Annotated in this window: 9 protein-coding genes and 1 rRNA gene; 4 read left to right on the top strand and 6 right to left on the bottom strand. The window is 71.4% G+C overall.

Annotation, left to right across the window (positions count from 1 at the left end; genetic code table 11):
• Positions 1–298: 298 nt before the first annotated feature.
• Both BFF78_RS22570 and BFF78_RS22560 read right to left on the bottom strand, forming a co-directional pair.
• Positions 299–1824, bottom strand: a 16S ribosomal RNA gene (locus BFF78_RS22570).
• A gap of 649 nt (positions 1825–2473) precedes the next feature.
• Positions 2474–3025: a MarR family winged helix-turn-helix transcriptional regulator gene (locus tag BFF78_RS22560; RefSeq protein WP_069780045.1), complete on the bottom strand. Its 552-nt coding sequence runs from the start codon at positions 3023–3025 to the stop codon at positions 2474–2476.
• Positions 3026–3147: 122 nt separating this feature from the next.
• On the opposite strand from BFF78_RS22560, the gene BFF78_RS22555 reads away from it, so the two are divergent.
• Positions 3148–4425: an MFS transporter gene (locus BFF78_RS22555; protein ID WP_193433675.1), complete on the top strand. Its 1278-nt coding sequence runs from the start codon at positions 3148–3150 to the stop codon at positions 4423–4425.
• 167 nt (positions 4426–4592) lie between these two features.
• Here BFF78_RS22555 and BFF78_RS22550 read toward each other — a convergent pair whose 3' ends face one another.
• Positions 4593–6248, bottom strand: coding sequence for an ATP-binding SpoIIE family protein phosphatase (locus tag BFF78_RS22550; protein WP_069780043.1), 1656 nt, complete (start codon positions 6246–6248; stop codon positions 4593–4595).
• 131 nt (positions 6249–6379) lie between these two features.
• Positions 6380–7759 (bottom strand): NAD(P)/FAD-dependent oxidoreductase, encoded by a 1380-nt coding sequence (locus BFF78_RS22545; RefSeq protein ID WP_069780042.1) that lies wholly within the window; start codon positions 7757–7759, stop codon positions 6380–6382.
• Positions 7760–8138: 379 nt separating this feature from the next.
• Here BFF78_RS22545 and BFF78_RS22540 point away from each other — a divergent pair, with 379 nt between their 5' ends.
• Together BFF78_RS22540 and BFF78_RS22535 are read left to right on the top strand one after the other, a co-directional pair.
• Positions 8139–8909, top strand: coding sequence for a TetR/AcrR family transcriptional regulator (locus BFF78_RS22540; protein WP_069780041.1), 771 nt, complete (start codon positions 8139–8141; stop codon positions 8907–8909).
• Positions 8910–9174: 265 nt separating this feature from the next.
• On the top strand, positions 9175–11067 hold the full coding sequence (locus BFF78_RS22535) for a sigma-70 family RNA polymerase sigma factor (protein ID WP_193433516.1): 1893 nt from the start codon (positions 9175–9177) through the stop codon (positions 11065–11067).
• A gap of 27 nt (positions 11068–11094) precedes the next feature.
• Here the strand turns inward: BFF78_RS22535 and BFF78_RS48350 are convergent, their stop codons facing one another.
• Positions 11095–14946 (bottom strand): BTAD domain-containing putative transcriptional regulator, encoded by a 3852-nt coding sequence (locus BFF78_RS48350; RefSeq protein ID WP_227025907.1) that lies wholly within the window; start codon positions 14944–14946, stop codon positions 11095–11097.
• Between the two features lie 150 nt (positions 14947–15096).
• Entirely contained in the window at positions 15097–17172 is a 2076-nt protein-coding gene (locus BFF78_RS22520; RefSeq protein ID WP_069780039.1) for an asparagine synthase-related protein, read from the bottom strand.
• Positions 17173–17895: 723 nt separating this feature from the next.
• On the opposite strand from BFF78_RS22520, the gene BFF78_RS22515 reads away from it, so the two are divergent.
• A complete protein-coding gene (locus tag BFF78_RS22515) occupies positions 17896–19320 on the top strand; it encodes an MFS transporter (RefSeq protein ID WP_069780038.1) in 1425 nt (474 codons plus the stop codon).

Below are 19320 nucleotides of genomic sequence, written 5' to 3'. Positions count from 1 at the left end.
GCTCGCGTCCACTGTGCAGTTCTCAAACAACGACCAGCCACCCATCACCCCGAACCAACAGGCTCGAGTTCACTGGGGCCGGCGACTGAGGAAAATTCGTTCCCTCAGACACCCAACAGCGTGCCCGGCACGACCAGCCGACCAGATCAGCGTTCCACGCCCCGAAGAGCAGTACTAGCGCCTGGTCCGTCCTGGACCGTGCCGAATAATCAACGTTCCACCCATGAGCAACCAGCATCGGACGTGCGCCGATGTACTGGCCTCTGACCGGGCAAGCCCGGTAAGAAGTGCTCCTTAGAAAGGAGGTGATCCAGCCGCACCTTCCGGTACGGCTACCTTGTTACGACTTCGTCCCAATCGCTAGTCCCACCTTCGACAGCTCCCTCCCACAAGGGGTTGGGCCACCGGCTTCGGGTGTTACCAACTTTCGTGACGTGACGGGCGGTGTGTACAAGGCCCGGGAACGTATTCACCGCAGCAATGCTGATCTGCGATTACTAGCGACTCCGACTTCATGGGGTCGAGTTGCAGACCCCAATCCGAACTGAGACCGGCTTTTTGAGATTCGCTCCACCTCACGGTATCGCAGCTCTTTGTACCGGCCATTGTAGCACGTGTGCAGCCCAAGACATAAGGGGCATGATGACTTGACGTCGTCCCCACCTTCCTCCGAGTTGACCCCGGCGGTCTCCTGTGAGTCCCCATCACCCCGAAGGGCATGCTGGCAACACAGAACAAGGGTTGCGCTCGTTGCGGGACTTAACCCAACATCTCACGACACGAGCTGACGACAGCCATGCACCACCTGTACACCGACCACAAGGGGGGCACTATCTCTAATGCTTTCCGGTGTATGTCAAGCCTTGGTAAGGTTCTTCGCGTTGCGTCGAATTAAGCCACATGCTCCGCCGCTTGTGCGGGCCCCCGTCAATTCCTTTGAGTTTTAGCCTTGCGGCCGTACTCCCCAGGCGGGGAACTTAATGCGTTAGCTGCGGCACCGACGACGTGGAATGTCGCCAACACCTAGTTCCCACCGTTTACGGCGTGGACTACCAGGGTATCTAATCCTGTTCGCTCCCCACGCTTTCGCTCCTCAGCGTCAGTAATGGCCCAGAGATCCGCCTTCGCCACCGGTGTTCCTCCTGATATCTGCGCATTTCACCGCTACACCAGGAATTCCGATCTCCCCTACCACACTCTAGCTAGCCCGTATCGACTGCAGACCCGAGGTTAAGCCTCGGGCTTTCACAATCGACGTGACAAGCCGCCTACGAGCTCTTTACGCCCAATAATTCCGGACAACGCTTGCGCCCTACGTATTACCGCGGCTGCTGGCACGTAGTTAGCCGGCGCTTCTTCTGCAGGTACCGTCACTCTCGCTTCTTCCCTGCTGAAAGAGGTTTACAACCCGAAGGCCGTCATCCCTCACGCGGCGTCGCTGCATCAGGCTTTCGCCCATTGTGCAATATTCCCCACTGCTGCCTCCCGTAGGAGTCTGGGCCGTGTCTCAGTCCCAGTGTGGCCGGTCGCCCTCTCAGGCCGGCTACCCGTCGTCGCCTTGGTGAGCCATTACCTCACCAACAAGCTGATAGGCCGCGGGCTCATCCTTCACCGCCGGAGCTTTCCAAGTTCACAGATGCCTGCGAACCTCGTATCCGGTATTAGACCCCGTTTCCAGGGCTTGTCCCAGAGTGAAGGGCAGATTGCCCACGTGTTACTCACCCGTTCGCCACTAATCCACCCCGAAGGGCTTCATCGTTCGACTTGCATGTGTTAAGCACGCCGCCAGCGTTCGTCCTGAGCCAGGATCAAACTCTCCGTGAATGTTTTCCCGTAATCGGGATGAACACCACGAGAGCGGTGCGAGAGGAGGAATAATCCCCTCGCACACAGCGTCCTCGCTGTGTTTTTCAAAGGAACCTCGCCCCAGTCATGACGACCGGAGACGGGGTATCAACATATCTGGCGTTGATTTTTGGCACGCTGTTGAGTTCTCAAGGAACGGTCGCTTCCTTTGTACTCACCCTCTCGGGCTTTCCTCCGGGCTTCCCTTCGGTGTTTCCGACTCTATCAGATCTTTTCTCGATCCGATTTCCTCGGTGCTTTCCAGGTTCCCGCTTCGCTTTCGCTCCGCGTTTCCCTTTCCGGCGGTTCCGACTCTATCAGATCCTTTCGGTGTCTGACTCCCAGTCAGGGGGCTTGTCTTCCCGGCCGTTGGGCCGTTCCGACGTCTCAAACCTTAGCGGATCCGTTCGGCGATTCCCAATCGGGCCACCGGACTTCCATTCGAATTGAATTCGGGCACGCCGAAATCAACCCGGACGGGAGATCATGCTGTTGGTGTGAGGGGTGCCGCTCGAAGCGGCTGAGGTGCTACCGGAGAACCGTTACGGCTCTGCGGCAACCCGAAGAACTTTACGGATCCGACAAGGGGGCGTCAACCCTCTTCGTCAAGATCTTTTTCCGGGGTGTCTCAGTCGAGGTCGCTGAGGCGTCCGCCGGCGTCCGGCTGGGCGTCCTCCACCCTGCGCAGGAGCCTGGTCAGAACCTCGCCGAGCACCGCGCGCTCCGCAGGGGTGAGGTCCTGGAGCAGGTCCTCCTCGAAGACGGTCGCCAGGCGCATCGCCTCCAGCCACTTCTCGCGGCCCTCGGGGGTCAGCTCGACGATCACCCGGACGCGGTTGGACTCGTCGCGCTCACGGGTGACGAGTCCCTCGGCGACCATGCGGTCGATCCGGTGGGTCATCGCGGCCGGGGTGAGGCCGAGGCGCTTGGCGAGGTCGCTTGGGCCCAAGCGGTAGGGGGCGCCGGAGAGGACCAGCGCCTTGAGGACCTCCCACTCGGCGTTGCTGATCCCCAGGGCGGAGGTCTGGCGGCCGTAGGCGACGTTCATGCGGCGGTTGAGCCGGGAGAGCGCCGACACGATCTTCTCGACCTGGGGGTCCAGGTCCCGGAACTCGCGCTGGTAGGCGGCGATCTGCTCTTCGAGCGTCGGCTCTGTGACGCCGGGGGCTGTGTCGGCCATGGTCGCAGTATCGCACGCAGGGCCTTTGCATTGAAGTCCTTCTCTGTGTAGTCTTTAGCTTCGAACTTTAGCTTTGAAGTCTTCAGACTTAACTAGTGAGAGAGGTGAACGTGACCAGGGCGATGGGCGCAGCGATGCGCCGGATCCACGTGGGCAACGCACTCAGCGCGTTCGGGCTCGGCTTCACCGTCCCCTACCTGTACGTCTATGTGGCGCAGGTGCGGGGTCTGGGAGCCATGACCGCGGGACTCGTGCTCGCCGTCTTCGCCGTGGCCGCGCTGATCGTGCTGCCGTTCGCCGGCAGGGCGATCGTGCGGCGCGGCCCACTGCCGGTCCTGCTCGCCGCCCTGGTCACCGCCGCGCTCGGCGCGCTGAGCCTGGGTCTCGCGGGCAACGCCGCCGCCGTACTGCTGTCGGCCGCGGCGCTGGGTGCCGGGCAGGCCGTGATGCAGCCGGCGCTGGCGACGATGATCGTGGACTGTTCGACGGCCGACACGCGGTCTCGGGCTTTCGCGATGCAGTTCTTCCTGCAGAACCTGGGGCTCGGTATAGGTGGCCTCATCGGCGGTCACCTCGTCGACGTCACGCGCGTGTCGTCGTTCACGCTGCTGTTCGCCATCGAGGCGGCGATGTTCCTGCTGCTGGTCGTGGTGATGGCGACCGTGCGGATGCCGCACTCGCCGCGGATCGAGGACGCCCCGGCCGAGTCGGCGAAGGGCAGCTGGAAGCAGCTGCTCGGGAACCGGGCGATGGTGCAGCTGTGTGTGCTGGGCTTCGTGCTGTTCTTCGCCTGCTACGGCCAGTTCGAGTCCGGGCTGAGCGCGTATGGCGTCGAGGCTGCCGGAATATCCACCTCCGCGCTGGGGACGGCCCTGGCCGCGAACACGCTGATGATCGTGGTCGCCCAGTTCGCCGTGCTGAAGTTCGTGGAGCGGCGCCGGCGGTCCCGGGTCATCGCCGCTGTCGGTCTGATCTGGGCCGTGGCCTGGCTGACCGCCGGGTACGCGGGGCTGGGGCACGGCAGCCAGGAGATGGCGACTGCCGCGTTCGTCTCGACGTACGCGCTGTTCGGGCTGGGTGAGGCGATGCTGTCGCCGACGGTCGCCCCGCTGGTGGCCGACTTGGCTCCCGAGGGGATGGCCGGGCAGTACAACTCGGCGTTCGCGCTGGTCAAGCAGCTGGCATTGGCTGTCGGGCCGGCGGTGGGCGGTCCCCTGGGTGCTTCGCTGCACGCGCCGTACATCGTGACCTTCCTGCTGTTCTCGCTGGGGATCACGGTGCTGGCGCTGCGCCTGGGAAGGGGGCTCACCCCCGTCCAGGACCGGCCGTGGCTGGCGCGCGGAAGTCGGGTGGTTACCCGGGGTGGGGCGCCTGCGGAGCCGGTGGCCGCGGAGGCGTAGGGCGCCCGGCGCTTGTGCGGGGCAGGTTGGGGCGCTGCCCGCTGAGAGGTGCCGCTGCGCCCACCCGTGCCGCCCCAGCGGCACGACTGCCCGTGGCTACGCAGGTCGTACCGCTGCCGCTGCCGGGTGATCTGCCGCCCCAGGCGCGACTGCCCGCGGCTACGGCGCTATCCCTTCGGCAGTACGAACTCGCACCACACCGCCTTGCCGCCGCCAGGCGTTCTGCGGCAACCCCAGGTGGAGGCGATCGTCGCCACGATGGCGATTCCGCGGCCGGACTCGTCGCCGGGTTCGGCGCGGCGGCGGCGAGGAAGGTGGTCGTCGCCGTCCGTCACCTCGATGATCAGGCGGCGGTCGGTGCGGCGGAGCCGGAGACGCATGGGCGGGGTGCCGTGCTGGAGGGAGTTGGCGACCAGCTCACTCGCGGCGAGCACCCCGAGATCGTGCAGCTCGGCCGGGAAGCGCCAGCTCGTCAGCACGCCGGAGGCGAACGCACGCGCGCGAGGGGCCGCCTCGACGCCGCCGAGGAGTTCCAGGGCCGCGTTGCGGAAGAGGTCGCCGTCGGGGCCCGTACGGGACGGGTGCTGGAGGACGAGGACGGCGACGTCGTCGTCGTGGTCGGCGGTGACGCCGGCCGAGCGGACCAGGCGGTCGCAGACGACTTGCGGGGTGCCCGTGGCGCCGGCGAGGGCGGCTTCGAGGGACGCGATGCCCTCGTCGAGGTCCTCGTCGCGGCGTTCGACCAGGCCGTCCGTGTAGAGGACGGCCGTGGCGCCGGGACCGAGGGCGATGGAGCCGGAGGCGTGCATCCAGCCGCCGGTGCCGAGCGGCGGGCCGGTGGGCTCGTCGGCGCGGGAGACCGTGCCGCTCTCGTCGCGGACCAGGATCGGCAGGTGGCCCGCCGACGCGTACACCAGCCGGCCCTCGTTGGGATCGTGGACGGCGTAGACGCAGGTGGCGATCTGGTTGGCGTCGATCTCGGTGGCCAGGCCGTCGAGGAGCTGGAGCACCTCGTGCGGGGGCAGGTCCAGGCGGGCGTAGGCGCGGACCGCCGTGCGGAGCTGGCCCATGACGGCCGCCGCGCGCACCCCGCGTCCCATGACGTCACCGATCACCAGGGCCGTGCGGCCGCCGCCGAGGGTGATCACGTCGTACCAGTCGCCGCCGACCGCGGCCTCGGTGCCGCCGGGGTGGTACGTGGCGGCGATGCGCAGGTCGTCGGGCTGCTCCAGCTCCTGTGGGAGGAGGGAGCGCTGAAGGGTGACCGCCGTCTCGCGCTGGCGGCGCTCGCTGGCGCGGAGCCGTTCGGCGGCCTCGGCGTGGTCGGTGACGTCGGTGGCGAACACGAGGACGGAACCGTCGCCGCCGTCGCGGTCGCCGTGCTGCGCGACCGGGGTGCAGGTGAAGGTGTAGGAGCGGCCGTCGACGGCCTTGCGGGACTTCAGGGTGCGGGGTTTTCCGCTGCGCAGCACCTGGTCGAGGAGCGGGAGCAGGCCCAGTTCGACGAGCTCCGGGAGCGCCTCTCGGGCGGGCGTGCCCATCGTTCGTACGCCGAAGGCCGCCACGTACGCGTCATTGACGTACGCGATGCGGTGGTCCGGGCCGTGGACCAGGGCGACCAGGGCCGGGACGCGGTCCAGGACGTCGCGCGCGGGCAGTTCGTCGACGGCGGGTACGGGAGGTGTGTCACCGGCGGGCTGTTCGGCGCGGGCCGCGGGCACGGAGCCTTCCCCCCGCCGGTCCGGGGAGACCGGGGTCTCGGTCCGCGCGGCGGCGCGGCGCTGCGTTCCGGGGAGCCGGGCGCTCCAGCGCGTGAAGTTCACTTGGGAAGAAGCCTCGTGGGTGCTGTGGGCGGGCGGGCGGCCCGTCCGAGGACGTGGGGCAGTCTGGCAGGGGGCGGGCCGCGGCGACATCCGTCAGACGCCTGGGCGGGCCGGGGAGTTCCTGGATCCGGTCAGGACGACCCCTTCGGGTCGTCCGAGGGACTGTGAGGAGGCTTTCCACCGGCAGCGAGTTCGAACTCCGCTCGCGGATGTTCGAGTGAACCGAGCGAGACGATCTCCCGTTTGAAGAGTCCGGCGAGGGTCCATTCCGCCAGGACCCGGGCCTTTCGGTTGACGGTGGGCACCCTGCTGAGGTGGTAGACGCGGTGCATGAACCAGGCAGGGTAGCCCTTCAGTTTGCGGCCGTAGACCTGGGCGACGCCCTTGTGCAGCCCGAGGGAGGCGACGGAGCCGACGTACTTGTGGGCGTACGTCTCCAGAGGCTCGCCGCGCAGTGCGTGCGCGATGTTGTCGCCGAGCGTACGGGCCTGGCGGACGGCGTGCTGGGCGTTGGGCGCGGTCTCGGTGCCGGGCTCGGCCGCGGTGACGTCGGGTACGGCCGCCGCGTCTCCGGCCCCCCAGGCGTGTTCCGTGCCGTCGACGGTCAGCTGGGCGGTGCATTTCAGCCGGCCGCGCTCGGTGAGCGGCAGGTCGGTGGCGGCGAGCAGGGGGCTGGGCTTGACGCCGGCGGTCCATACGACCGTACGGGTCGGGAAGCGCTGGCCGTCGCTGAGCACGGCTACGCGGTCCGCGCAGGAGTCCAGGCGGGTTTCGAGCAGCACCTGGATGTTGCGGCGGCGCAGCTGGGTGACCGTGTAGCGGCCCATCTCCTCGCCGACCTCGGGCAGGATGCGGTCGGAGGCCTCCACGAGGATCCACTTCATGTCCTCGGGGCGGACGTTGTGGTAGTAGCGCGCGGTGTAGCGGGCCATGTCCTCCAGTTCGGCGAGCGCTTCCACGCCCGCGTAGCCGCCGCCCACGAAGACGAAGGTGAGGGCGGCGTCGCGGATCGCGGGGTCGCGGGTGGAGGAGGCGATGTCCATCTGCTCGATGACGTGGTTGCGCAGGCCGATGGCCTCTTCGACGGTCTTGAAGCCGATGCCGTACTCGGCGAGGCCGGGGATGGGCAGCGTGCGGGAGATGGAGCCGGGGGCCAGCACGAGTTCGTCGTAGCCGAGGAGTTCGGCCGGTTTTCCCTCCTCGGCGGTGGCGAGCGTGGTGACGGCGGCGGTGCGCACCGCGTGGTCGATGGAGGTGACCTCGCCGATGACCACATGGCACTGGTCCAGGACGCGGCGCAGGGGTACGACGACATGGCGAGGAGAAATCGAACCCGCGGCTGCTTCGGGGAGGAACGGCTGGTACGTCATGTAGGGGTCGGGAGTGACGACGGTGATGTCGACGTCACCCCGCCTGAGCTCGGTCTTCAGCTTCCGCTGCAGACGCAGGGCCGTGTACATCCCGACGTAGCCGCCGCCGACAACCAGAATGCGCGCACGTTCCTTCACCATCCCATGACGCACCCGGCGCAGTTGTTTGTCCACAGCCCCGGCAATTTGTGTGACCGGCGGCCGGGTATGCGCCGGGCCGGGCACCGTGCCGGAGCGGGACGAAAGGGGGCAGGTCAGCGGGTGCGGGGAAGAGGGAGGGAAGGGGCGGAAACGGGACGTACGAGACCCGTACTCCGATCGAGGGGCGCACTGTGCGGAACCTGCCCCTTCTGAATTGACTTCCTCTCAACTATGTTCGTGTGTCGACGGGGTGTAGGGATTGTGGTCGAACGGGTGCCGCGACGGGCGGACCCGGTCGAGACCATGGTCAGTTCCATGCACGCCGGATTCAGTGACGGGGAGAGTCTCCGGGGGGAGACGTCATTAACCGGGGGAACACATGCATGTTCAGGACACGCATTGGTCATCTGCAGCCGCCATCGCACCCGGTGGCGGGGCGGTGAACGCGGCGATGGGCAACGGGCGCCCGGACGGGGCGCGTACGGCACCGCTTCGGGTGGATGCGCAGCGCAATCTGGAGCACGTGCTGCGTGCGGCGCGCGAGGTCTTCGGCGAGCTGGGGTACGGCGCGCCGATGGAGGACGTGGCGCGGCGCGCGCGGGTGGGTGTCGGCACCGTGTACCGGCGCTTTCCCAGCAAGGACGTACTGGTCAGGCGGATAGCCGAGGAAGAGACGGCGCGGCTGACCGAGCAGGCGCGGGCCGCGCTCGGGCAGGAGGACGAGCCGTGGTCGGCGCTGTCCCGGTTCCTGCGGACGTCCGTGGCGTCCGGGGCGGGGCGGTTGCTGCCGCCGCAGGTCCTCGTCGGCTCCGCCGGTTCGGCGGAGGGGAGTGCCTCGGGGCGCGCCGTCGAGGAGGCCCGGGTGCCGCAGCAGCGCATGCAGCCGGGGACCGGTGAGCTTCGGCTGGTGCCCGGTGAGACCGCCGGGGCTGCCGAGGACAGCGGGGTCGGGGCGTTGCTCGAGGTGGTCGGGCAGTTGGTGGAGCGGGCCCGGGCCGCGGGTGAGCTGCGGGCGGATGTGTCCGTGGGGGATGTGCTGCTCGTGATCGCCACGGCGGCGCCCTCTCTGCCGGATGCGGCGCAGCAGGCTGCCGCGAGCGCGCGGTTGCTGGACATCTTGTTGGAGGGGTTGCGGTCTCGGCCCGTGTAAGGGCCGGTCGTTGTAGCCGGTTCGGGGTGGGTGGGTGCGTGGTCGTCGGACTGCGGGTCGCCGCCGTGCCGCCCGCCCCTTCGGCACCCACAGCCGGAAACAGCCTCTTTCGCGATTCCCTCATTCGAGTGACCGTCGGGGGCCTGCGCTGACAAGGGTCCTCGGATGAGTGGATGCCGTGCACACGGGGTCCTTGAACAATAGACAATGTGGCACCCTGAGCCGGTGACGGGTTGGGCTGGTCCGGTGTCGGGGGCTTTCCGCGATGGGCGTTGACGGGTGGGACGAGTCACGCGGTGACGACGCGGGCGCGGAGGCCGCCGTCGGCCCGACCCCGCCGCAGGTGCCCAGCCAGGGCGGCCGTCGCGCTTTTGCCGGAGGCCGAAGCGGCGCGAGCGTGCCCGCCCAGCGTGAGGGCAGCGCGCTGCCGCCGCCGCGGGAGATGCCGCCCGACGACAGCGCGCTGATCCAGCGGATGCGTGGCGGTGACGATTCCGCGTACGAGGAGCTCTACCGCCGGCACGCGGACGCCGTACGGCGGTATGCGCGGTCCTGTTGCCGGGACGGGCACACCGCCGACGACCTCACCGCGGAAGTGTTCGCGCGGATGCTGCAGGCCGTGCGCGGCGGGTCCGGGCCCGAGCATGCCGTACGGGCCTATCTGCTGACCTCCATGCGGCGCGTCGCCGCGCACTGGACCCAGTCCGCCCGGCGCGAGCAGCTCGTCGACGACTTCGCCGACTTCGCCCAGCAGGCCTCGCGCACCTCCGAGGTGAGCGACGACGCCACCTTGAACCCCGGCGCCGATGTGCGGGCGATGCACGAGGCCGAGCAGTCCATGGCCATGCGGGCCTTCCGCTCGCTGCCCGAGCGCTGGCAGGCCGTGCTGTGGCACACCGAGGTGGAGGACGAGTCGCCGAGCGAGGTGGCCGTGCTGTTCGGGCTGGACGCCAACGGCACCCGGGTCCTCGCCAGCCGCGCACGCGAGGGGCTGAAGCAGGCCTATCTCCAGGCCCACGTCAGCGCCTCCCTCGCCGGTGACGAGGAGTGCGCCCGCTATGCCGACCAGCTCGGCACCTACGCCCGCCGCAAACTGCGCATCCGCGCCGAGCGGGGCCTGCGCAAGCACCTGGAGGAATGCGCCAAGTGCCGGCTGGCGGCCGCGCAGATCGAAGAGGTCGCCGGCGGTATCCCCGGGGTCGTGCCGATCGCGGTCATCGGCTGGTTCGGGGCCGCGGGGTACGGCAAGGCACTCGGGATCATCGCCGGCAGCGCGGGGGCCGGCGCGGTGGGTGCCGGCGCAGCGGCCACCGGGTCGTCCGGCGGGGCCGGGGGCACGGGCGGCGGGGCCGCGGCCTCGGAGGGACTCGGGGCGCCGGTGAAGGCGGGGATCGCGGCCGGTGTGGTCGCGGTGGCCGCCGCCGCGGTGGCGCTGGCCCTGGTGCACGACAGCCCCCCGCCGGCGAAGGAGGCGGCCAAGCCGTCACCGCACGCGCCGGTCGTACCGCCCCCGGTGCCCAAGCCGGTCCCGTCGAAGAAGAAGCCCTCACCGCAGCCGGTGGTCGTCGCCCACGCGCCGGCTCCCACCCCGGCGCCGACCCTCAGCCCGACGCCGACCCCCACGACGACACCGACGCCCCAGCCGGCCCCCAGGCCCAGGCCTACGCCCACCCCGACGCCGCCCCCGGCACCGAAGCCGACGCCCACTCCGCCGCCGGCGACCACCGTCTACGAGCTGAGCGACCTCAGCTACGACGTCGACGGCGACGGCACCCGGCCCGAGATCCAGCTCGGCCGGAGCAGCTGGGTGTGGCAGCGCTACGGCATGGCGATCGGCGGCGAGCAGTACGCGCGCGGGGTGACCGTGCACGGCGAGTCCTCCGTCACCATCGCCCTCAACCGGCAGTGCACCGCGTACGACGCACTGGCCGGCGTGGACGACATGACGCTCGGCCTCGGCAAGGTGTCCTTCTCCGTCTACGCCGACGGGGTCCGGCTGTGGCAGTCCGGGATGGTCAAGGGACACGACCGGGCCGTGCCCGTCCATGTGGACCTGACCGGGCGCAGGACCGTACGGCTCGTCGTGCAGCCGCACAGCGACGTCTTCGACCAGGCGGCGCTCGCCGACTGGGCGGAGGCCCGCTTCACCTGCCGGTAGCCCGAAAGAGCACCGGACCGCCGGCCGTCACCGGCTGCGCTCGGCGCTCGCCTGCGCCGCGCCCAGCTCCCGCAGCACACCAGGCACATCGAGCAACGCGCCCCGGGCGCGCTCGGCCGCGTACCGCTCGGGCGGCAGGGCCGCGCGGGCGTCGGCCTGCACCCGGAGGGCTTCACTGCTCTCCGGCTCGGGACGCGGATTGCCGTCGCGCCAGTGGTCCGCGGCGGCGAACAGCCGGACCGCACCGGCCAGATCGCCGCGCCGCGCCTGCAGACCGGCCGCGACGTCCACCAGCCCCGCCGTGATCGACTCCGCGCACCGCTGGGCCACGGCCTCGCGCAGCGCCTCGGCGACGATCGGCAGGCCGTGCGCGGGACCCGACTCGTCGGCGGCGAGGAGCGCCTCGATGGCGCGCGCGGCCGCCACGAACTGCGGTGGCGGGTTGCCCCCGCGCGTCACGGCGCACATCGCCTCGTACTGCTCGCGGGCACGGGCGATCTGGCCCTCGTGCAGGGCGATGTGGGCGCGCATCAGCAGCACGAAGGCACGTGACTCCGGCACGGCGTACCGGTCGGCGGCCGTGCCCGACTCGTCCAGGGCGGCCAGCGCGGTCTTCGTGTCGCCGGAGCGGTAGGCGATCTCGGCGAGCCGCGCCATCAGGAACGGCGACTCGGCGTAGGCCCCCACCTCGTAGGCGAGGCGCAGCGCTTCCTCGTACTCGCCGCGCGCCTCGCCGAACCTGCCGCGCGCCATGGCCGCCTCGCCGGCCGCGCTGCACACCTGGGCCCGCATCCAGCGGTCCCCGACGCGCCGGCTGAGCATCCGCAGCTCGGCCAGGTCCTCGTCCACGCCCCGCAGGTTGCCGGGGGAGTCGACGGTCACATGAGTGCGGTACATCAGGGAGACGCCGATCTCCCAATCACCGCCGTATACGCGGCAGTTGGCGACGGCTGCGGCCATGTCCGGGCCGACGTCCGCCGGGCCGCCCAGATAGTAGGCGGTCAGGGGCCAGACGATGCCCGGGAGCCGGGCGGCCTGAGGACCGCCGGGCTCGTAGGCGGCGCGGACCCGCGCGATGTACTCCGGGGCGCGCGGGTCGGCCGCGAGGTGCTCGGTGGTCGACTCGGAGGTCAGGAACAGGTCGAGCATCCGCAGGTCCATCCGCAACTCCCGCAACGGATGCCCGGCCTCACCGTCGGGTACGGAGAGGAAGGCGCCGACGGGGTCGGCCGACTCCACCAGCACCGCCAGATCCGTGCCGGTGCCACCGGCACTTGGGGCGCCGGGGGCACGGGCTCCCCAGTCGGTGTTGGGGGTGCCTGAGGTGGCCGGGGTGCCTGAGGTGCGCCAAGTGGCCGGGGTGCCAGAGGTGGCCGGGGTGGTCCGGGTGTCATGGGTGCCAGAGGTGGCCGAGGTGGCCCCGGTGCCCGGGGTGCCCCGGGTGCCCCGGGTGCCTGAGTGGTCGGGGGCGGGGGCCGCCGAGGGATCGGGAGCCGCCGAAGAGCCGGAGCCCGAACAGGGAGTGGTAGCCGCCGAAGAGCCGGAGCCCGACCGGGGACCGGAAGCCGCCGAGCAGCCGGAGGCCGACCGAGGACCCGAGGCCGCCGAACCGCCGAAACCCGACCGAGAACCGGACCCCGACGAACCGCCGGACGCCGACCGAGAACCGGACCCCGACGAACCGCCGAAACCCGACCGAGAACCGGACCCCGACGAACCGCCGGAGACCCTCGGCGGATCGGGGTCCGTCGAGGAGTCAAGGCCCACCGGCGAGTCCATGGACGTCGAGGGGGCAGGAGGTGTCGGAGCGGACAGGGTGTCGAGGGCCACCCCCAGGCGCAGGACCAGGCGGACCCAGGACACCGCCTCCTGGCGGTGGTTGCGCAGCCACCAGAACCAGCCGATGGCCAGCACGATCGCGCCCGCCTCCGGCTCGTCGCCGGCGCGCACGGAGCGGTCCAGCGCCGCCCGGATGTTGTCCAGCTCGGTCTCCAGGCGGGAGATCCACGGCAGTTGGTCCGCCGACCGCAGGCGCGGCTCGGCCTCCTCGACCAGCGCCCGCACCCACGCGCGGTGCCGGCGCTCGGCCGTGGCGCGCAGCCCGGGCGCCTCGGCGGCGCGCTCGGTGGCGTACTCGTGGATGGTCTCCAGCATGCGGTAGCGCATGCCGCCGGAGCCGTCTGGGCCGCAGGGGGCGGCCACCACGAGGGACTTGTCCACGAGGGCGCCGACCAGGTCGGCCGCCGGGCCGGTGCACACGGCCTCGGCCGCCGCGAGGTCCCAGCCGCCGGCGAACACCGACGCCTCGCACAGCACCGTGCGCTCCCGCTCGTCCAGCAGGTCCCAGGACCAGTCGACGACCGCGCGCAGGGTCTGCTGGCGGGGCAGGACCGTGCGGCTGCCGGAGGTGAGCAGGCGGAAGCGGTCGTCGAGCCGGTCGGCGATCTGCCTCGGGGTCAGCAGTCTGAGCCGGGCGGCGGCCAGCTCGATGGCCAGCGGCAGTCCGTCCAGGCGGCGGCAGATCTCCGCCACGGCCTCGGTGTCGGCGAGCACGGCGTCGGCGTCGGGCCGGACGGCCTTCGCGCGCTCGGCGAACAGCCGGTGCGCCTGCTCCGGGGCGAGGGGCTCGACCGGGCGCACCGACTCACCGGGGATGGCGAGCGGTTCACGGCTGGTCGCGAGGATCGTGAGCCCCGGGCAATGGGTGAGGAGGGTCTCGGCGAGGGCGGCGGCCGCGTCGATGACGTGTTCGCAGTTGTCAAGGATCAGGAGTTGGCTGCGCGGGGCGCAGTACTCGATCAGCAGGGCGACGGGGTCGGCCTGCGGGGTCGCCAGCTCGTTGGTCAGCAGCACCGTCTCGCGCAGACGGAGCGCGCTGACCACCGCGCCGGGCACCGCCTCCGGATGGTCGAGCGGGGCCAGCTCGACCAGCCATGCCTGGGGGAGCCCTGCGGCGGCCTCCTCGGCGAGGCGGGTCTTTCCAGCGCCGCCCGGTCCGGTGAGGGTGACCAGGCGGGCCCTGTGCAAGTCGGAACGAATGGCTTCGAGTTCTGGTTCCCGCCCGACGAAGGACGTCAGGCGGGGGCGGAGATTGCCGGTGCGCTCGGGGGGTTGAGCGGGGGCCGGCGTCGTCGGCGGCTTCGGCGGCTGTGGCTGTGGTTCCCGCTGCCTGAGCAACGACGCGTGCAGAGCCTTGAGTTCCCCGCCCGGGTCGGTGCCGAGGGTGTCGGCGAGAGTGCGGCGGACGGTCTCGTACGCGGCCAGGGCGTCGGCGGGGCGGCCGGTGTCGCGCAGGGCGCGGATGAGCAGCGCGTGCAGGGGCTCGTCCAGCGGGTGGGCCGCCGTCACCTCTGTCAGCTCCGGTACGACGTCCGGGGCGCGGCCGAGGTCGAGGGCGGCGGCGGCCCGGACACGGGTGGCCTCCAGGCGCAGGGCCTCCGGGCGGGTGGCGGCGGTGCGGTCGGGGAGGTCGGCGAGGGCCGGGCCGTGCCAGAGGGCGAGGGCCTCGGTGAGGGTGCGGTGGGCGGTGGCCGGGTCGCCGTTCGTGAGGGCCTTGGTGCCGGTGTGGACGAGCCGTTCGAAGACGTACAGGTCGACGTCGTCCTCGGTGGCCTCGAGGCGGTAGCCGCCGGGGGTGGAGGCGATGGTGTGGCGGCCCAGGGTGCGGCGGAGGCGGCCGACGAGGGCCTGGAGGGCGGCGGGGGCGTCGTTCGGCGGGTCGTCCGCCCAGATCTCGTCGATGAGGGTATCGGGGGAGGTGCTGCGGGAGGGGCGCAGGGCCAGGGCGGTGAGGAGTGTGCGGAGGCGCTGACCGCCGATGGGCAGGGGGGTGCCCTGGTCGTCGGCTGCTTGGGTCACGCCCAGGATTCTGTACCGCACCTGGTCATTGTCGCGGGGGCCCGGGGTTGGGCACGGGGGTTTCGTCACCGGTGCTCTGATCGCGCCCCGAAGGGGCGCGGGGAACGGCACGACCAGCCTGAGCGCAGCCGTAGTCGGGTACGGCGGAGAGGGAACTTCTTTGCCCCCTGCTCACGCGCCGGAGGCCAACGCCCCCCTCCTCGGCTGGATCCCGGAGGGCACCGCACGCGCGCGTGCCGGTGTCCCGGTCCAGCAGGTTCCGCGGCGGGAGAGGAGGCGGTGGAGCCAGAGTTCGAGGGAGACGAGGTCGGCGAGGCCGTCCAGGGGGAGGGGGTCGCCGGCGGCGGCCGTGGCCAGGGCGTTGCGGACCACGCGGGCCTCCACCAGGCCCGCGTCGGCCAGGAGGGGGGTAGTGAAGAGGTCCTGGAGGGAGTCGGCCGCCATGCGCAGGCCCGCGCGCGCGGCCGCCGCCGAGGGGGCGTGGGATGGGGCGCCCCAGCCGGGCGGGAGGTCGGTGACGCCGGCGCCCTCCAGGACCGTACGGAGGATGGCGGCGCGGGCGCCGGGCTGGACGCGCAGGGCCTCCGGGAGGGCGCGGCAGGCGCGGACGACCTGGTTGTCGAGGAACGGCGCGTGCAGACGCTGGGAGCGGATCTCGGCGGCCTGTTCCAGAACGCGCAGGTCGGCGGCGTGGCGGGCGAGGGCGGCACGCGCGCGATACTCGCCGGGGCGCTGGGCGCCGGTGCCGGAGCGGACCGCCTCCGACTGCAGCAGAACCGATACTTCGGCCAGTGCCTCCCCGGTCAGCCAGCGGGCGGCCGGCCCGGGTCTGGCCCAGGTCAGCGCGGCGAGGGACGCGCCGACCGCTCCCTTGGGCTCGTCGAAGCGGCGTTGCATCAGCCGCTCGGCCAGCGCTTCGAGGCCGGTCCGGTACGGCGTGCGGGCGAGCCGGCGGGCGGCGCCGTACACGCGCGCGGGGACCATCACCGAGCCGTCGGCCTTGGCGAGCGCGGCGACCGGGCGGACCAGATGGCGCCGTTGGCGGTCCATGAGGAGGTCGGCGAGGCGGGCGGGGTGGGCGTCGAGGACCTGGCGGGCGCCGTGGCCGGTGAAGTGGTCGGCGCTGCCGGAGGCGAGCCGGGCGCGGTGCCGGGCCGCCGTGACCAGCGAGGGTCCCGGTTCGTCGGTGAGCGGGCCGTCGAGGTCGGCGTACGGCAGGGTCTCCTCGGCGCCGGTCACGACGACGTGGTGCAGGCGGGGGCCCGCGGCCAGGGCGCCGGCGCGTTCGAGTTCGGCTTCCCGGCCGGACACGGCCAGGTCGTTGAAGGTGACGGCGAGGAGCCGCTCGCCCGCGCCCGTGCCGTGGCCGAGGAGCGTGCCGGGTCTGCCGGGCAGCCCGGCGGCGAGCAGGGCGAGGGTGCCGGAGGCGGGGCCGCCGGAGAGGTCGGCGCCGATGCCGGGCACGGGCATCCCGCGCCGGGCCCGCCGCTCGGCCGGGCCCATGCCGGGCACCGGCCCGGGGTCGAGGTCGGGCACGTGCCGGGGTGCCGACAGCCGGGTGCGGACCGCCTCCACGAGGGCGTCGCGTACGGCGTCCACGGCGCGGTCGGGGTCGGCCGGGGCCGCGCCCACGGCGAGGGAGGCGACCGGCTCGTACCCGGCGATCTCGCGCGTCCCGGCGCGCAGCACGAGCGCGTGCCCCGGCGGAACGCGCCGTACGCCGTCGTACGGGGTGGTGTCGCGCAGCGCGGCCGGTACGTCCGGGGCGGCGAGCAGGGCGGCGAGGTGGCCGAAGTCGAGGTTGGCCTCGATGAGGTCGGCGAGCGGCAGCGCGGCGGTGGCGTAGGCGGTGCCGCCGGCCCAGGGGGTGTGGAACACCGGGCGGGCGCCCGCGAGATCGCCGCAGACGGTGATGCGGCGGCCGACTTGGACGACGGCCGTGTAGCTGCCCGGCCAGGTCGTCAGATGGCGCAGCGCGCCCCCGCGCGCGGTGAACAGGCCGCGCCGCAGCTCGTCGTCGGAGGCGCCGCAGATGCCGAGGACGGCGACGCGGTTGTCGGCGTCGGCCTTCACCACGCGCACCTCGTCCGGGCGCCAGTCGCCGACGGCCCACAGCGGATCCGGGTCGCCCCACAGGAGTTGGGAGCCGACGGGGTGCAGGGTCTCGCCGTCGTAACCGGTGGCGCCCGCGGAGCCGAGACCGGCGACGCCCGCGGCGGTGCTGCTCCAACCCACCAACCACCGCATCGACGCCTCCACAGGCTGTGGACAACAGTGCACCGTACGAACCGGATCCCCATGCTGCCATGAAGGACGCGCTCTGGAGGGGCGTCGGCACCGGCTTCGATCGAGGGAAACGTGAGGGAAACCCGTGGGATGCCAGGGGCGGTCGACGAGCGCGGGGCGGGCGGGGCGTCGGCGACTCCCGGCCGGTTCGACGCGAATGCGCCCCCTGTACGCTCCCCCAAAACGCCCTTCGCGCCCTCAAGTTGCATGGTGAGAGCAGCAATCACCCCCCGTACGGCTGGGTCGATTTTCAGCCAATCATGCGGAGGCGTCGGGAATTTGAGCACGCTCCGTACAGGCCTGCGGAGTACGTGGCGGGGCGCACACGCGCACAGTCCGGGAGGCGGGCATCGCCTCCCGGACCGGTCCGCCACCCGCGGGGATGAAGGTGGCGGTGTCCCCCAGCCCACTGGATCCAGTACAGCGGGCCGACCCACGCAAGAGCCATGGAACCGCTCCCCCGATGGCCGGAGAAGAGCGCACGGACGGGCGCACGGCCACACGCGCGGGGGCACGCGGCGACAGACCGTGCACGGTGCGTACAGGACCGTACTTCCGTACGGACCACAATCCCGCCATCCGGAACAATGCCCCTTAACGCTTGGGATGCGGCGAACTACGCTGGGTTTACGAATGCCGCGTGGTTATGCCAGCGCGGCAGCCGTCTGTGTCGAGGGGTGGCGCATGTCCAGGGAGCAACGCGGGCCGAACGAAAAACTCGGCACCGTTCTCGCCCTCGCGGGAATCAGCAACGCAGGACTCGCGCGACGCGTCAACGACCTTGGCGCGCAACGCGGGTTGACACTTCGCTACGACAAGACCTCGGTGGCGCGCTGGGTGTCGAAGGGGATGGTGCCGCAGGGCGCGGCGCCGCACCTCATCGCGGCCGCCATCGGCCAGAAGCTCGGCCGCCCGGTGCCGCTCCACGAGATCGGCCTGGCGGACGCGGATCCCGCGCCCGAAGTGGGCCTCGCCTTCCCCAGAGACGTAGGACAGGCGGTGAAGTCGGCGACGGAGCTGTACCGCCTCGACCTCGCCGGGCGCCGGGCCGGCTCCGGCGGCATCTGGCAGTCGCTCGCCGGATCGTTCGCAGTGAGCGCATACGCAACGCCTGCCTCACGATGGCTGATAACCCCCGCCGACAGCTCGGTCGCGCGGGAGGCGGGATCCGTCGAGGGCTCCGGCGCACCGATCAAAGTCGGCCACAGCGATGTGCAGAAGCTGCGGGAGGCCGCCGAGGACGCCAGGCGCTGGGACTCCAAGTACGGCGGCGGGGACTGGCGTTCGTCGATGGTGCCGGAGTGCCTGCGGGTGGAGGCGGCGCCGCTGCTGCTCGGCGCCTACTCCGACGAAGTGGGCCGTGCGCTCTTCGGGGCCTCCGCGGAACTCACCCGGCTCGCCGGCTGGATGGCCTTCGACACCGGCCAGCAGGAGGCCGCGCAGCGGTACTACATCCAGGCGCTGCGCCTCGCGCGCGCGGCGGCGGACGTCCCGCTGGGGGGCTATGTGCTGGCCTCCATGTCGCTGCAGGCGACCTACCGCGGCTTCGGCGACGAGGGGGTCGATCTGGCGCAGGCCGCGCTGGAGCGGAACCGGGGGCTGGCGACCGCGCGCACGATGAGTTTCTTCCGGCTGGTGGAAGCGCGGGCACACGCGCGTGCGGGGGATGCGCAGGCGGCGGGTGCGGCGCTGAAGGCCGCTGAGGGATGGCTCGAGCGGTCTCGGGAGGGAGACAACGATCCTTCTTGGCTTGGTTTCTATGGCTATGACCGGTTTGCTGCGGATGCGGCCGAATGCTATCGGGACTTGAAGGCGCCTCGGCAGGTGCGTCGGTTCACGGAACAGGCGCTGTCGAAGCCGACGGAGGAGTTCGTGCGGTCGCACGGGCTGCGGCTGGTCGTCTCGGCCGTCGCCGAGCTGGAGTCCGGGAACCTGGACGCCGCCTGTGAGCAGGGAGTACGGGCCGTGGAGGTGGCCGGGCGGATCTCCTCGGCGCGGACGACGGAGTATGTGAAGGATCTGCTGCACCGGCTGGAGCCGTACGGCGACGAACCGCGGGTGGTGGAGCTGCGGGAGCGGGCCCGGCCGCTGCTGATGGCTCCGGCATGA

The organism is Streptomyces fodineus (genome assembly GCF_001735805.1).
Classification (GTDB): Bacteria; Actinomycetota; Actinomycetes; order Streptomycetales; family Streptomycetaceae; genus Streptomyces; species Streptomyces fodineus.
This window is presented reverse-complemented; position numbering and strand designations above follow the sequence as displayed.